General features: G+C 69.0%; 12 protein-coding genes, 1 other RNA gene and 1 pseudogene. 7 read left to right on the top strand and 7 right to left on the bottom strand.

The annotated features are described in order from the left end of the window. The first annotated feature begins 68 nt into the window (after positions 1 to 68). Together TNCT1_RS14390 and TNCT1_RS14395 are read left to right on the top strand one after the other, a co-directional pair. Positions 69 to 1,085: a Gfo/Idh/MocA family protein gene (locus TNCT1_RS14390; RefSeq protein WP_174266295.1), complete on the top strand. Its 1,017-nt coding sequence runs from the start codon at positions 69 to 71 to the stop codon at positions 1,083 to 1,085. Between the two features lie 59 nt (positions 1,086 to 1,144). Further along, positions 1,145 to 1,903, top strand: a complete 759-nt coding sequence (locus tag TNCT1_RS14395; protein ID WP_143631711.1) for an SDR family oxidoreductase — start codon at positions 1,145 to 1,147, stop codon at positions 1,901 to 1,903. A gap of 228 nt (positions 1,904 to 2,131) precedes the next feature. Here the strand turns inward: TNCT1_RS14395 and TNCT1_RS14400 are convergent, their stop codons facing one another. After that, positions 2,132 to 3,331, bottom strand: coding sequence for a D-alanyl-D-alanine carboxypeptidase family protein (locus TNCT1_RS14400; RefSeq protein WP_373920472.1), 1,200 nt, complete (start codon positions 3,329 to 3,331; stop codon positions 2,132 to 2,134). Between the two features lie 188 nt (positions 3,332 to 3,519). On the opposite strand from TNCT1_RS14400, the pseudogene TNCT1_RS36290 reads away from it, so the two are divergent. Beyond that, positions 3,520 to 3,747, top strand: a pseudogene (locus TNCT1_RS36290) (ABC transporter permease); the annotation flags it as partial. Between the two features lie 63 nt (positions 3,748 to 3,810). Here TNCT1_RS36290 and TNCT1_RS14410 read toward each other — a convergent pair. Next, positions 3,811 to 4,137 (bottom strand): nuclear transport factor 2 family protein, encoded by a 327-nt coding sequence (locus tag TNCT1_RS14410; RefSeq protein ID WP_143631714.1) that lies wholly within the window; start codon positions 4,135 to 4,137, stop codon positions 3,811 to 3,813. 127 nt (positions 4,138 to 4,264) lie between these two features. Between TNCT1_RS14410 and TNCT1_RS14415 the strand changes: the two genes are divergently transcribed. Continuing rightward, positions 4,265 to 4,810 (top strand): DoxX family membrane protein, encoded by a 546-nt coding sequence (locus TNCT1_RS14415; protein ID WP_143631717.1) that lies wholly within the window; start codon positions 4,265 to 4,267, stop codon positions 4,808 to 4,810. Between the two features lie 73 nt (positions 4,811 to 4,883). Continuing rightward, positions 4,884 to 5,240: a MazG-like family protein gene (locus tag TNCT1_RS14420; protein ID WP_143631720.1), complete on the top strand. Its 357-nt coding sequence runs from the start codon at positions 4,884 to 4,886 to the stop codon at positions 5,238 to 5,240. Between the two features lie 552 nt (positions 5,241 to 5,792). Here the strand turns inward: TNCT1_RS14420 and TNCT1_RS14425 are convergent. Then, positions 5,793 to 6,524: a hypothetical protein gene (locus tag TNCT1_RS14425; RefSeq protein ID WP_143631723.1), complete on the bottom strand. Its 732-nt coding sequence runs from the start codon at positions 6,522 to 6,524 to the stop codon at positions 5,793 to 5,795. Between the two features lie 323 nt (positions 6,525 to 6,847). Between TNCT1_RS14425 and TNCT1_RS14430 the strand changes: the two genes are divergently transcribed. Together TNCT1_RS14430 and TNCT1_RS14435 are read left to right on the top strand one after the other, a co-directional pair. Beyond that, positions 6,848 to 11,209, top strand: coding sequence for an AAA family ATPase (locus TNCT1_RS14430; RefSeq protein ID WP_143631726.1), 4,362 nt, complete (start codon positions 6,848 to 6,850; stop codon positions 11,207 to 11,209). Then, positions 11,206 to 12,315 (top strand): ATP-binding protein, encoded by a 1,110-nt coding sequence (locus tag TNCT1_RS14435; protein ID WP_160160398.1) that lies wholly within the window; start codon positions 11,206 to 11,208, stop codon positions 12,313 to 12,315. The genes TNCT1_RS14430 and TNCT1_RS14435 overlap by 4 nt, the downstream gene beginning before the upstream one ends. An 8-nt stretch (positions 12,316 to 12,323) precedes the next feature. Here the strand turns inward: TNCT1_RS14435 and TNCT1_RS14440 are convergent, their stop codons facing one another. The 4 genes from TNCT1_RS14440 to TNCT1_RS14455 all read right to left on the bottom strand — a co-directional run bounded on the left by TNCT1_RS14440 (position 12,324) and on the right by TNCT1_RS14455 (position 14,996). After that, positions 12,324 to 13,358 (bottom strand): caspase family protein, encoded by a 1,035-nt coding sequence (locus TNCT1_RS14440; RefSeq protein ID WP_308789279.1) that lies wholly within the window; start codon positions 13,356 to 13,358, stop codon positions 12,324 to 12,326. Further along, on the bottom strand, positions 13,358 to 13,708 hold the full coding sequence (locus tag TNCT1_RS14445) for a hypothetical protein (RefSeq protein ID WP_143631734.1): 351 nt from the start codon (positions 13,706 to 13,708) through the stop codon (positions 13,358 to 13,360). Before TNCT1_RS14445 ends, TNCT1_RS14440 begins: the two co-directional genes overlap by 1 nt. Before the next feature lie 240 nt (positions 13,709 to 13,948). Then, positions 13,949 to 14,353: RNase P RNA component class A (gene rnpB, locus TNCT1_RS14450), an RNA gene on the bottom strand. A 64-nt stretch (positions 14,354 to 14,417) separates the two neighbouring features. Next, positions 14,418 to 14,996, bottom strand: coding sequence for a Uma2 family endonuclease (locus tag TNCT1_RS14455; protein ID WP_143631736.1), 579 nt, complete (start codon positions 14,994 to 14,996; stop codon positions 14,418 to 14,420). Positions 14,997 to 15,216: the final 220 nt, after the last annotated feature.

Below are 15,216 nucleotides of genomic sequence, written 5' to 3' on the forward strand. Positions count from 1 at the left end.
CAGTTCCGGCACCTATGCTCTCAGCTCGTACACACTGCCGAGGTACACATGAGCGAGGGCGGGGCGGGATGGGGCAGCGGAGCGTGCGGTGGGGGATCCTGGCGACGGGCGGGATCGCGGCGGCCTTCGCCGCGGATCTCGTGGACCTGCCGGACGCGGAGATCGTCGCGGTGGCCTCGCGCCGGCCGGAGTCGGCGGAGGCGTTCGCCGAGCGGTTCGGGGTGACCCGGGCCTACGGCGACTGGGAGTCGCTGGCCGCGGACCCGGACGTCGACGTCGTGTACGTCGCCACCCCGCACTCGGCGCACCGGGCCGCCGCCGGGCTGTGCCTGACGGCCGGGCGGAACGTGCTGTGCGAGAAGGCGTTCACGGTCAACGTCCGCGAGGCCGAGGAACTGGTGGCGCTGGCCAAGGAGCACGACCGCTTCCTGATGGAGGCGATGTGGATGTACTGCAACCCGCTGGTACGGCGGCTGAAGGCGCTGGTGGACGACGGGGCGATCGGTGAGGTCCGCACCGTGCAGGCCGACTTCGGCATCGCGGGCCCGTTCCCGGCGTCGCACCGGCTGCGGGACCCGGCGCTCGGCGGCGGCTCGCTGCTCGACCTCGGGGTGTATCCGGTGTCGTTCGCGCAACTGCTGCTCGGCGAGCCGGACTCCGTCACCGCCAGCGCGGTGCTCTCGCCGGAGGGCGTCGACCTGCAGACCGGCGCCCTGCTCTCCTGGGAGAGCGGCGCGCTGGCCTCGCTGCACTGCTCCATCGTCGGCGGCACCGGGACCACCGCGTCGGTCACCGGCTCCCTGGGCCGGATCGACGTCCCCGGCGGCTTCTTCCACCCCGAGCGTTTCGTGCTGCACCGGGACGGCCGGGACGGCGAGGAGTTCACCGCGGACCCGGCCGACGGGCCGCGCACCAGCCTGCGGCACGAGGCGGCCGAGGTGATGCGGGCGCTGCGGGCGGGTGAGCGGGAGTCGCCGCTGGTGCCGCTGGAGGGCAGCCTGGCGGTGATGCGCACCCTGGACGCGATCCGGGAGCGGACCGGTGTGCGCTACCCCGGGGAGGCGGTGGCCGCGGTCGCGCGGTAGCAACCGTATGGCGGACAGCAGATTCCGCATCGCGGACCCGCCGCCTACGCTGCGGAGCCATGACTGACAGGGAATCGAAGATCGCGGTGGTGACCGGCGCCGGTTCCGGCATCGGGCGGGCCGTCGCCGTGGAACTGCTGCGCGCCGGCTGGTCGGTGGTCCTGGCCGGCCGGCGCACCGAGACGCTGGAGGAGACCGCCGCGCGTGCGCCCGGCGGCCCGTGGCTCGCGGTGCGCACCGACGTGTCCCGGCCCGGGGACGTGGAGGCGCTGTTCACGGCCACCGTCGAGCGGTTCGGGCGGGTGGACCTGCTGTTCAACAACGCGGGCACCTTCGGGCCCGGCGGGGTGCCCGTCGAGGACCTGCCCTACGAGGCCTGGCGGCACGTGGTGGACACCAACCTCAACGGGGCCTTCCTGTGCGCGCAGGCGGCGTACCGGCGGATGAAGGAACAGGACCCGCAGGGCGGCCGGATCATCAACAACGGCTCCGTCTCCGCCCACACGCCCCGGCCGATGTCGGCCGCCTACACGGCGACCAAGCACGCGCTGACCGGCCTGACCAAGTCGCTGTCCCTGGACGGACGGCCGTACCGGATCGCCGTGGGCCAGCTCGACATCGGCAACGCGGCCACCGACATGACGGCCCGGATGCAGACCGGCGCGCTCCAGGCCGACGGGCGTACCGCCCCGGAGCCGGTGATGGACGTGGCGGACGTGGCGCGCACCGTGCGGCACATGGCCGAACTGCCCCTGGAGGCGAACGTGCAGTTCGCGACGGTGCTGGCGACCGCGATGCCCTACATCGGGCGCGGCTGACGCGAGCCGCGCGAACGGAGTCCGGGCATCCGCGGTCTTGCGGCCGTACGGCCGCCCGTGCTCAACTCTCCTTCACGAGAGCTTCACACTTGGGGCGCTGGGGTTCCGCAGCCACACCGAGGGGGGAGACGGCAGCCGTTCCACCGGCCTCGGCTCGGGGGTGGACCCGCGGGCGACCGCGGGGTGTGCACCGGCCGGCGGAGCGGCTGCCGCGATTCGGCCGGCGGTTCAGACCCGGCGGCGCCCGCCGGATCCGCTCTCCGGCCGCGGCTGCGCGGTGGCCGCCCTGCCCCGGGTCAGCCGCCGGCGCACCGCCCAGGCGCCCGCGCCCAGCAGGGCCGCCGAGCCGGCGGCGCCCTCCAGCAGCCGCCACGACGAGGTGTGCCCCGGCCCCGAGGCGGGAGCGCCCGCCGCGGCCTGCGCCGCTCTGCGGGCCGTGCCGGGCGCCGGACTCGCGCTCGCCCCGCCCTCGCTGAGCGGGTCCACCAGCGCGCCCACCGCCTGCGCCGAACCGCCGCGCCCGAAGCCCCAGTCGAGCAGCGCGGCGGTCTGCTCGTAGACCGCGTTGCCGCCGACGTGCGGGTGCATCACGGTGACCAGCAGGGTGCGGCCGCCCCGGGTGGCCGCACCGGTGAAGGTGTTCCCGGCGTGGCTGGTGTAACCGTTCTTCACGCCGATCAGGCCCTCGTACACCTCGAGGCCCCACGCCCCGGTGAGCAGGCGGTCGGTGTTCTGGATCTGGAAGGTCTTCTTGCCGCCCGCCGGGAAGTCGGCGGTCCTGGTGCCGCAGTAGCCGCGGAAGTCGGCGTCCTTCAGGCCGTTCCGGGCGAACAGCGTGAGGTCGTAGGCGGAGGAGAGCTGGCCCTTGTGGTCGAACCCGTCGGGGCTGACCACCTGGGTGTCAAGGGCCTGCAGGTCCGCCGCCTTGGCCTGCATCTCGGCGACCGTCTTCGCGATGCCGCCGTTCATGTGCGACAGCACGTGCACCGCGTCGTTGCCGGAGCGCAGGAACACGCCCTGCCACAACTGCTCGACGGTGTAGGTGATGCCGGGCTTGATGCCGACCAGGCTGGAGCCGGCCGGGACGTCGGCCAGGTCCTCGTCGGTGACCCGGTACCGCTCGGTGCGGTCGAACTTCTTCAGCACGGTGTCCGCGAAGAGCATCTTCAGCGTGGACGCGGGGGCCAGGCGCCGGTGCGCGTTGAACGAGGCGAGCACCTCGCCGCTGTCGCCGTCGGCGACGAGCCACGCGCGGGCGTCGAGCTTCCTGGGCAGTCCTGAGGCGCCACGCACCTGGACCCCGCCACGCGCCAGCCGCTCACCGCCCACGACGGTGGCGGCGGCGGCCGGGGCGGCCGCTGAAAGGGGAAGGGCGGCGGCCGCGAGCCCGAGGGCGGCACGCCGGCTGAGCCGGGAACTATCACGCACCCCGGGACCGTACACCGCGTCGAACAGGGGTTTGTCCACGGAAGCCGGGGAGACGACCGGAATTTGCCGTCCCATGAGGATCCGGTGAGCCACCCGCCTTCCCAGCCCTTGCGCATCCTTTACCCGGGGCTCTTCCCTGGCTTGCGGCCACGTCCACAGCGGGCTCCAAGAACCCTTCGGGGAACGGGATGTCCGGCATCTGTCCCAAGCGCGGGCTGAGCCGCCGCGAGAAGGCCGCTCCGGTGATCGCGACGGGTCCGGCGCCCGGTACCGCGCTGGTCGTCACCGCCGGCTCGGTGCCGGCCGGCATGACGCAGGCTCAGGACAAGGTCCTGAAATCGCTGTACGGCCTCGGTACCGACACGACGGTCACCGAGGCGCGTCCGGCTCCCGGGGCGGACGGTTCGCAGGGGCCGGACCGAGCGCGCCGACGCGAGGACGAGCCCCGGCGCCGTCTCCGGGGCTCGTCCTCGCGTCGGCTACGCCTGCCCGGTCTCGAACCGCGAGATCCGCCCGTCGTCCCCGACGGTGAAGGTCCACCTGGTGCGCATCTCGCCCCAGGTGTCGTTGCGGTAGCGGGCGAGGAGGGTGTGACCGCCGTTGGACTCGTTGTCGACCTCCATGTGGCCGTGCGAGGAGAAGATCTCCCGGTCGATCCAGTCCGCGAGGTCGCGGTCCGAGCCGTCGTCCGCCATCGTCGCGTCGGGCGCGAGGAGCGACAGGAAGCCCTCGCGGTCGTGGGCGTTCACGGCGTGCACGAACGCCCGGACGGCCGGATCGCGCAGCTTGGCTGGCTGAATGGTCATGGCGTCAGGCTCACACCGGTCCCCCGCACCCGCCACCCGAACGCCATCCAGGGCGGGCCCGGCGGGGTGAGGGGTGCGACGGTGGACACGCGGAGGGGGACCTGTCGCCTGCTGATGGAGAGTCACCGTGACCTGTTACGACCGACGCGACGTGGGCCTGCTGCTGCTCCGGCTGGGAACCGGCGGGGTGCTGGCCGCGCACGGCGCGCAGAAGCTGTTCGGCTGGTTCGGCGGGCACGGCCTCGAGGGCACCGGCCAGTTCATGGAGTCCATCGGCTACGCGCCGGGCAAGGCGAGCGCGACGGCGGCCGGCCTGGCGGAGGCGGGCGGCGGCGCGCTGCTGGCGCTGGGCCTCGCGACCCCGGCGGCGGGCGCCGCGGCGGCGGGCGCGATGGCCGGTGCGGCGGCGGTGCACATGCCCAACGGCTTCTTCGCCCAGGAGGGCGGTTACGAGCACGCGGCGTCCCTGGGCCTGGCCGCGGCCGGCCTTGCCGTCACCGGCCCCGGCCGCCTCTCCCTCGACCACGCCTTCGGCCACGTCTTCGACCGCGGCTGGATGGTGCCGGTGGCCCTGGGCGTGACGGCGGCGGCGACGGCCGTGGTGGTGGGCGCGCGGACCAGGCGGCTGCGGCAGCGCAAGGAGGGCGAGCAGGAGACCCTGTTCGAGGAGTAGGACTCCCGCGCGGTTGGGCCCTGTTCCCGGAACAGCGGGGCGGCGCCGCGCGGCGGCATGGCAGTCTCGCGGCATGACCCGTGAGGACACCACCGGCACCGCCGGCACCGCCCCCGCCCTGTGGCCCACCGTGGACGAACTCTGGTCCCGTCTGGAGGCCACCAGCAGGCACCCGGGCCCGGAGGGCGTACTGCTGCGCATCCTCAAACTCTCCGAGGAGGTCGGCGAGGTCGCCGAGGCGGTCCTCGGCACGACCGGCCAGAACCCCCGCAAGGGCATCACCCACACGTGGGACGACGTCCAGTCGGAACTCTGCGACGTGGCCATCACCGCCCTGGTCGCCCTGCGCACCCTGACACCGGACGCGCTGGGCGTCTTCGAACGCCACCTGACGCGGTTGCGCGAGCGGCCGCTGGAACCTCCGGTGTGAGCACCACGGCCTCGGACCGGCACGGCCGGCACTCCCGCCTGCACGGCCCGCATACTCGCCGGCCCGGCCGTCGGCCCGCACGGTGGAGCGGGGGTGTGGCGGGGCCCGGGAGTCGTATCCAGCTCCCGGGCCCCTGGGGATGCCACCCAATTGCGCACGCCGGCAGCATTTAAGGGGACGGATCAGACATCATGCGGTCGTGTTCTTCCTTTGAACTACCGCAGCACGTGAGAGCTGCAGGCGAGATTCGAACTCGCATCCGACGGCGTTCGTCCGGCCCCGTTCAATCCGGCGATCGGCGGCGATGCTGAGACTGGAGCGAGAGTCTGAGATTGACCGCGGCTGCCTCTGCCATGTTGGGCTACCCCGGCCCGTTGGTACCGCTGTGCCGGGGGAAGGACTCGAACCCTCACTGTCACCGCGCTTTTCAGGCTGAACCTCAGTGTCAGCTTGCGCTCGTCACGCGCACCGGCCCTCAGTCCGGTCCGCACCACTCGCGCACCCCCGCGCTCGCACACGGGGGCGATCATGGATGCTACTCGCCGGCCGGTGTCAGCCGAACAGGTAGCCGAACACCGCGTCGCCGACCCGCCGGTCGGTGACCTCGGTGCCGTTGGCCTCCTCACGGGCGAACTTCACCGCCTGCTGGAGCTTCTCCACCCGCTCCACCAGCTCGTTGACCCGGCGCGCCGGGAGCGCTCCGGAGAACTTCACGGTCGTCCAGTACCCGATGGGCACGTCCTCGTAGTACACCTCGACCTGCGCCGGGTGCTTCTCGGTCGCCTCCGCCTTGACGTGGTTGCGCGGAACCTTCTTCGTACGGATGGTGCGGACCGGGTCCGTCTTCCACCAGTCCGTCGACGGGTCCTGGGACCAGGACTCGGCGGCGTCGAGGGTGGGGAGCTTTCTGACGAACGTATGCAGGTCGGTGAGCTGCTTCTCCAGGAAGAGCAGGTAGCTGACCGGGACGTCGGCGACGATGGTGCGTCCGTCGACCGTGACGTCCGCACGGGCCGCGCAGTTCGCCCAGTCCTTGGTCGCGGTCACGTCGAAGAGGCGGGTGAGCGACGCGGACATCTCCCGCAGCACGTCCTCGCCCTGTACCTGCACCCGCGTGGACTCGGGCGGAAGCTGCTCGCCCTCCTCGTCCTTCGGCTGGTACGTGCGCGAGATGCCGGCCAGCAGAGCCGGCTTCTGCACCTTGTGGTGCGCGGCGGTGATGTCCTGGAGCGACTTGCTCTTGACACCCTTCTCGACAGCGATGATCTGGTTCAGCTTCGCCACTTCGGGCCCCCTTCGAACAGGCAGGAACCTACCGGGGCGGCTCGCACACCCGCACCTTCTTTACCGCCCGGCCGACCCGGCGACCGGGCGATGGGGTCCGACCGTGTCACTCATCTGGTGAAGGTCGATCCGCGGCGGGCGGAACCCTCGCTCCGCCTTTCGGTGGTCGTGGCGGTGTCTGGTCAAGGAGCCTTCTTCGCACGATCCAAGACACGATCCAAAAGGGCCTGAGACGTATAGAGTTGGAGAGATGGCAGGGTGTCGAGCTCCCTTGGCATACACGATCCGAGGTGCGGCACAGCCGGCGCGGGGGTGCGTAGGGTATGGACGCGGAGTTCATTCAGTCAGTGGCACGGGTCGGCTCGTCCATCGAGATTCGACTGCTCACCGGTGACCGGTTCGAGGGCGTGCTCGAAGAGCTGACACTCAATCGGCTGGCACTGCGCCAGCCGAACGGCATGCCTGTCGTGGTGGCCCTGGCCTCGATCGCGATGGCGACTCCTGCGGAACCCGCACCGCCCTCGACAGCCGCGGCTCTCGAGTCCTCGCCCCCGCCCCATGCGCCAGTCGCCGCGACCACCGCAGTGCCGACGACAGAGACCTCAGCCCCACCAACGGTCCCATCTCCCGGTCCGGCCAGTCTTCCGGACCCGCAGCTTCGGGCAGCGGCAATGACCCGCATCGCGGAACTGCCCGTCTTCCCGATCGACATGGACATCTATGTCGAGCCAGGGATGCGAAAGCATCTGGAACAGATCCGTAACTCGTACGGTCACGCCGAGAAGGTCAAAGAGCTCGATCCACGCTTTCCCCGTATGACCCAGATTTACAGTCGAGCTCTGCAACTGTGGAATACCGATCAACGGAATCCAGAACTGACACGTCTGGTTGGCGCGTTGGCCGTAGCCAAGGGTGACGCCGAGACAGCGCACCGCTACCTCACGCTGGCCGTGGATCTCGGCGACGTGGCGGCCTTACGCCTGATGGCCGTCACCTCCGCCCGCCTGGAGGACTTCGAGACCACCCGGTACGCACTGCTGCAACTGTTCCGTTCCGCGACCCCCACGTCCGATCCGGAGGCGTGGACCGCCCTGCTCGCTCTGCTTGATGCAGATGGCGACCGACGTCGCCTGGGGGAACTCCTGGGCCCTGAGACCAACGACGAGTCGGCCGCCGCCATACGCGCGGCTCTGAACGGAGTCGTGCCGGAGCAGGCCCCTACCCCGCGCCCGTCCGGCGCAGTACCCGCCGTGGCCGCCTTCCGGGTGGCGTCGCGACTGCCGAAGGTGGAACCCGGGCCGGCCACAGCGACCACGGCGGCCCCTTCGCGCCGCTCCGAGGCCGGGCTCAGCAGCCGCTCGAGCTGGCAGCGCGGCAACGACAAGACGGCTTACCAGCGCGCCAAGTATCTGGAACACCGGGTGAAGGACCTGCGGGGGGCGAAAGCGGCCTACCGGCAGGCGATCAAGCAGGACAAGAACAAACGCGAAAGCGCGGTGAAGGACCTGGCCTGGCTGATCCGGCGCATGGACGGCCCGGAGGCGGCTCTGCGCGTGATCGAACAGGAATTTCCGGGAATGATCCAGCCCGGGCACGCGCTCGACAACATTTTGATCGACTTCCTGACCGGGGCCAAACGCTATTCGGAAGCACTGGAGCTGCTCGACCGGCAGGTCAAACGCACCGATCTCACCAGTGGGAAGCGGTATCACCTGCTTCACCAGATCGCCTACGTGAAGCTCGCGAACGGCGAGGACTCGGTGCCCGACTGGGAGCGGGCCCTGGAACAGTCACCGCACAACCAGGCGTACCAACGCGGTCTGGCACTCGCTCTGATCCAGCGCGGCGCTCTTGAGGATCTGGATGAAGCCGAGCGGCTGATCGTCCACCACGCGGACCACCGCACCGAGGAGATCCTGCGGCGCATCGCGGAGCTGAGAGAGGGAGGAGGCACCGACGTCGAGTCCCGGGAATGGGTGGAGCAGTTCCTGCAGGACGCGCAGGCTCCGATGGTTTCCACTCCCCCGCTGATCGCCTATGTGCTGCAGAACTACTCCGATCTCGCGGATGAAGCCAGGCAGAGGTGGAAGCGGGGAGGCAAACCCACCCGGGGTGATCTCAACGTGATCAGCGACCTCAACGTAATCGCCGAGACCGCGCGGCAGATGAGCGGCAAGCAGCCGGAGACCAGCGCACGGGCCTACATCTCGGCCTCGGTCCTGGCCCAGGACCTCGGTCACGCGGACGTACACCGCTATCTCTACTTCGGTCTGACCACCCTCGCCGATATCGCCATGGACCGGAAGGAGCGCGAGTCCGCGCAAGATCTGTACCGCGCCGCGCTCACCGCGGCGGACGAGCGGGACAGTGGCGAGCGGGCCATCGAACTGCGCACCGCCCTGATCGGCTACCTTCGGACGCACGGGCAGCGCGCACCTCTGGTCAAGCACCGGGACCGGGAAGAAGCGTTCCCGTCCGCCGACGAGGTGGCGAGGGTCCTGGTCGAGGAACAGCACCGGAACCCCTCAGAGTTCTTCTCGCTGCTGCCGCCTCTGGTAGCAGAGACCAGCGCGGCCCGGGACCTGGTACTGGACGCGGTGTGCGCGAGTAAGGAGCTGCTCACCTCGGCCGCCAAGCACCTGGGAATCCAGGAGGGCTTCAACCAGCAGCCCCTGGCCAGGAAGCGGGAACTGGTACGGAACGCCTGGCAGGTGGCAGGCGATCGATGGCTCCGCTCTCGGCGACAGCTGGAGAACAGCCTGGCCGAGCTTCAGCACCTGTCGATGTCCGAGGGCGCACTGGGATCGGCGCTCGAGAGGCTGCCGAACGCAGTTGAACCGGTACCCGACTCCCTCCACGACGGTCTGGCCAGCATCCAGGATGCACTGTTCGAACTGCGCAGATCCATCAACGAGCGCTCGTTCGAGGAGCGGGAGAACTGCCTGCGGCAAGCCGGCTCCGCTGTCCGGAGTGTGCGGGCCCAGATCGCGAAGGTGCCGACGAGTCTCGCCGTGGCCCTGGTCGAGCCGATCGCGCTGCGCCTGCAGGATCTGATCAACGAGACGCAGAACGACCTGGTCGCCACCCTCCCGCCGTTGCCTACCCTGAACCTGGCCCTGGAAGAGAGCAGCACCGGCCAGAACGGTGCGGTCACCGTGCAGATCAAGGTCGGCAACACCTCCGGCCGTGCCCCCCTCGAGTCACCGGAACTGGCCATAACCAGCGATCCCGAGTGGTTCTCCGTGGATGAGCCCAGGATCCAGCTTCCGAACGCGGTGCGTGGCGGCGACCACCGCATCGAGGCCGTGAAACTGCGGGTCACCGAGAGAGGTGTGACCGTCGGCGCTTTCTCCCTGCCGGTGACACTCCGCTATCGACACCGCTCGAGCGGCAACGACTACGTCGCCTTCGATGCCACCCTGCCGGTGCGGCTGGCCCGCGAGGAAGAGTTCGTCAAGATCGTGAACCCGTTCGCGGCCGGGGCGACCGGCCGTCCGGTCGCAGATCGGAACATGTTCTACGGCCGGGACGACCTCATAGACCGAATCCGCTCCGCGCTGCGAGAAACCTCTTCGCCAGGTGTTGGCGTGGCGATCTTCGGGCAGAAGCGCGCGGGAAAGTCCTCCATCCGCCTGCATCTGAGAGAGCGGCTGGAGCAGGAGGACGGATTGCCGGTGGTGGACGTCGGTAACATCGGCGATCTGTCACCCGAGTCCGACGACCTGACCGGCACCCGACTGCTGGCCCTGCTGATGTGGGACATCCTGGACGGGGCGAACAAGGCATTACCCCCGCACGGTGTCTTCTCCGACGATCGGGAACCGCTGCTTCCGAGGGAACTGGACCGCGAAGCCTTCCTGCGCAGTCCGGCACCGGTGCGTGACTGCGCGAGACTGATCGAAGCGCACCGGCTCCGGACACCGGGGCCGCAGCCACCGCTGATCGTGCTGCTCGACGAGTTCCAGTACATCGACCAGTGGATCCGGGACGGTCTGCTGTCGAAGTCGTTCATGCAGACCTTCAAGGCCTTAATCGAAAAACGGCTGTTCCACCTGGTGATCGTCGGGCAAGCAGCGCTCGACCGGCTCATTCAGGGCGATCCCAACGTCTTCGGTGTGTTCTCGACCGAGCGTGTCACCTACCTCGCCAAGCAGGATGCCCGACAGCTGATCGAGGTACCCGTGATGATCAAAGAAGGGGATCGGAAGCGAAGCCGCTACAGTGGGCGAGCCGTCGACCGGATCATCGAACTGACCGGTGGCAGCGCCTTCTACATTCAACGGTTCTGTTCACAGCTCGTCCACTACATGAACGCCGAACGCGCGCCGGTCGTGACCGAGGCGGATGTGGAGCATGTACGCGACGAGTTTCTCGGCACCTTGGCAGCCACGGACTTCGACAACCTCGAATCACCGGGCTACACGGACCCCGACGCCTTCACCAGCGCTCAGTACCAGCAGGTGCTCCTTGCCGTCGCACGGGCGTCCCGCCACCAGCCGGCCACTCTGGAGGCCATCCAGGGTACATACCAGGGCCCCAGCGCACTGCTCCAGGAACTACTCGATGACCTGGTGCTGCGCGATGTCGTACGGCGTGAATCCGGCGGGCACCTTATCGTCGTCCGGCTCTATCAGGACTGGCTGCTGAAGTACTACGGAGCAACCTCGGGGGCGAGCGGTTCGTGACGACCCCGTCCCGTCTCCCTTCGGGCCTCGCCGCCGGAAATCCGTACCGGCAGGCCGGTCGCGTCGCCGAGGGTGACCGCTTCATCGGCAGATCCGACCTGGTGCAGTTGGTGCAGGCCACGTGGCAGGAGCCCGGCCGCCCGTCGAACCTTCGGGTGCAGGGGTATCACCGGACCGGCAAGACCAGCTTGGTGCGGTACGCGATGGCCTCCACCCCACACGGGCGGGACGACCTGCTGACCGTGTGGTTGGACGTGGGAGACCACGACTCCGGGATGGACGTGTTCCGGTCCATGATCCGGGCCGTTATGGAGGATCTTCAGCGAACCCGGGAGAATCGGCTGGCCGGACAAGGCAGGACTTCGGAGTGGGCCCACCTGGAGGCGATCGCCTCCGTCGTGCAGAGAGCGGAAGCGTGGTACGACCTCCGTATCGCCGTGCGTGACTTCTTCACGGCCCTGGCCGCGGCGGGCCGGCATGTCCTGGTGGTACTCGACGAGTTCGACCGCGCCGCGAGCGTCTTCAATCGCCTTGCCGAATTCCAACTGCTACGCAATCTGGCCGGCGATACACCCTTCACGATGGGCTTGGTCACGATCTCGCGGCGCGACATCGAGTCGATCGAGTTCGACGCGGCAGCCGGTTCGACTCTCGGCGGAATTTTGAGCACGAAACAGTGTGTCGGCCTGTTCACCGATGACGAGACCGACCGGATGCTGGCACGCGCGGATTCGGTCGGCATTGCCCTGAGCCCGGTACGACAGGAGATCATCGAGCGCACCGGCCGTCACCCTTTCCTGCTGGAACTGCTGTGCCGCAGGGTCGTGGAGAACTGGCACCTCACCGGACGACTGGACCCGGCGGCGGCGTATACAGGCGAGGCCTCAACTTTCGAGAAACAGTTCGGTCTGCTGGTGAGAAACATCGACGCGGACTGCAACGGACATGGATCGACGCTGCTCCGGGCCCTCGCATCCGGGGTGTTCCCGGACGAGCACACACGCTACCTGGACCAACTCGTGCTGATGGGCATCGCTTCACCGGGGCCGGACAGAACACTGCTTTTCTCCGAGGCATTCAGCCACTATGTGCTGACGGCAACCTGAGCGATGTTTCAGGCGTGGAAACGGCGCAGGAACTCACCCAGCGCTCCCTCGCCCGTCGTGGCGGCCGTCCGCTCCAACTCCTCCGCCTGCACGTACTCACCCCTGTATCTGAGATCGGCCGCCAACTCCCTTATCGATTCCTCGTCACCGAATTCGGCTGCACGCAGTCGAGCTTGCTTGGCGCCCTCGTACTGACCAGTTCGCTCCAGCCCCCGAATGTGGTCCCGGACGAGGACGCCGGGAGCGTGCACGTTCACCGGATCGGCAACCGGAGCGGAGCTGACGGGATCGCGCTGCCCTGCTGCGGTGTTCCGAGCGAACACCACCTCCGCTCCGGAACCTCCCAGTTGGGGCAGCGGTCGACCGGACCCAGCGAGCCGGAGGTGGAGTTGGCGATACAGCGTGTGCGCGTCGAGCAATGGGGGGCCGCCCTGGATGCCCTGGTCCAGCAATCCGAGCAGTGCGCCGGTGAAAGCGGTGTACTGCTCACCGGCCGGTGCCAGTGCCGTGGCGGTAGCGGCGGATGCGGTGAGCACCGTTGTACTTTCGATGTCCGTGGCCGCTGCGAAGTCTTCGGCGCCCATGGTGGTCTCCAGGGCTCGGCCGCTCCAGCAACAGTCCAGGACGACGGTTCGGCGCACTGCCGTGGCGATCCGAAGCCTCGCCCGCACCTGGTTGTAGTGAAGGGCCAGATGGGTACCGCCCCGCTCATAGGCACGAGGCAGAGCAAGGTACAGACCGCCGTGGTCGACCAGTGGATCGGTGAGCCCGTGTCCGGCGTAGTAGAAGAGCAGAGTGTCCTCGGCCTGTTCGGCCGCTTCACGCAAGGCCTCGATCACGGCATCCGGATCATCCGGCTGGTGAAGTACCCGACAGTTCTCGGCGGGAAGACCCCAGATCCGTTCCTCCCCCAGGAGGGACGCCAGTCGCCCCAGGTTGTTCTCGACGGCAGGCAGCTGTCGGTCCTCGGTCATCCGGGTATACCGCGACACCCCCACGAGGACCGCGCGGGAGGTCGCTGGATCTGGTAGCACTGCCGTCACTATGTGTCCGACTGTCCTGCTGACCCACGAAGTTGCTGTACGACAGCGGCGGAGTCCCCATCCACGATGACCACATTGCCGGCATGGTCGACACTCACCGTGGGCGCTGTTCCTGTACTCCGTCGCCGCTGGTCCCGGAAGGATGCGATCGAGACCATGAGGCTGCTCAGCGCGATGGCGTTCGGCAGTACCAGATTGAGCACATCGAACGCGGTGCCCATCGTCCCGGAGCCAGGCTCTGCGGCAGCGGGCACCGCCCGGGCCGCGAAACGCCGCGTCTGGGGGTCGACGCTCAGCCAGCGAATCAGCTCGTCCCCCGCCCCGTCGTCGATCCGGATGGTCAAGTCCATACTCGCTCCAACCCGTCGCTCCAGCGCAAAAGCAGGCTCACTGCGCTGGGCAGTCTAATGCGCCAACACCCTTTCGAATCAGCCCTCTTGCGCAAGGCATCGGGTAGATCCCGTACGAGCATCACCGATCGACATGACACCAAGCCCGCAGCTTGTCCCGGGCCGCGAGCCGGCGGGAGCGGGAGCCTCTCTGGGGCACAAGATGGCCCTGGCCCGGAAACCCGGGGCCAGGGCCAGGGGCAGACGAGTCGGGCTGTACGCCGGGTTCTGTTCCCCGGGGTCCTCGCGGGCCCCGGGGCGACGGCCATCCATCTAGGGCCGGTGTTGCCACCGGCCTCGTGCGGTCTACCCGCGGACTCGGGCGGGCAGCCCTCGAACGTCCGCGCAGAGCGCTTTTCACGGCGCTCCTTTTGACCTTGCTCCAGGTGGGGTTTACCTAGCTGCCCAGGTCACCCTGGGCACTGGTGGTCTCTTACACCACCGTTTCACCCTTACCGAGGGCCTGAGCCCCCGGCGGTCTGCTTTCTGTGGCACTGTCCCGCGGGTCACCCCGGGTGGCCGTTAGCCACCACCCTGCCCTGTGGAGCCCGGACGTTCCTCGGGAAGCCCCTTCCGGGAACTTCACGCGGCCGTCCGCCCGGCTCGTCTGCCGTGCCGACCATGGTACCGGTTACGGGGGTGCCCGATTCCCCCGGACGCTCCCGGCCGCTCAGATGAAGTCCGACGTCTCCAGGTCGAAGGCGAAGGGCTCCGGGAGGGTCAGGGACTTGCCGAACGGCAGCGTGCAGTGCTGGCGATAGTCGTCCTTCTCCGGTTCGCCGAACAGGGTGACCGAGGAGGCCTCACGGTCGACCAGCAGGTAGAGGGGGATGCCGCCACGTGCGTAACAGCGGCGCTTCGCCTCGCGATCGATCCGGGGCTTGCTGGACGTCACCTCCAATACCATGGCGACGCCGTCGCAGGGCATCCACGAATCCGCTCCCCGGTACAGGCGCAGGGCCGCGGGGGCGAACGTCCCGTCCGGGATCACGTGGTCCTTCGGACAGGAGCCTCCGCTCTTCAGTTTCAGGCCCTTGTTCCCGGAAAACTGCATGTCGGACCGGGAACGTCTGATCACCTGGCTCACGATCAGTCCGATGTAGTCCTCGTGGTCCCCGTCCGGCGGCGGTGTCACGACGATCTCCCCCTCGATCAGCTCGGCCCGGAAGCCCTCCGGGGTGTCGAGGGACAGGAAGATGTCCAGCAGGCCTTCGGCCGGCGTGGTGGGCTCGTGTGCCACGGCGGTCATGTCAGGCCCCTCCTTCGGTCGGTCGCCAGAGTGGGACATCCCAGGATCACCTGTCCGAGAGATCGGGAACCGTTCCCTCGATCGTGGCACAGGAGCGGCGCCCTCGTCAGGCGCTGGGCCGTGCGCCCGGCGAGCCCGGTGAGAGCGGCCCGCGGACCGGGCCCCGGAGGCGCCGGGCCGCCCGGGTCCCGCGGCTGGGCAGGTGGTGTGCGCGGGGCGA

This window comes from Streptomyces sp. 1-11 (genome assembly GCF_007176755.1).
Lineage (GTDB): Bacteria > Actinomycetota > Actinomycetes > Streptomycetales > Streptomycetaceae > Streptomyces.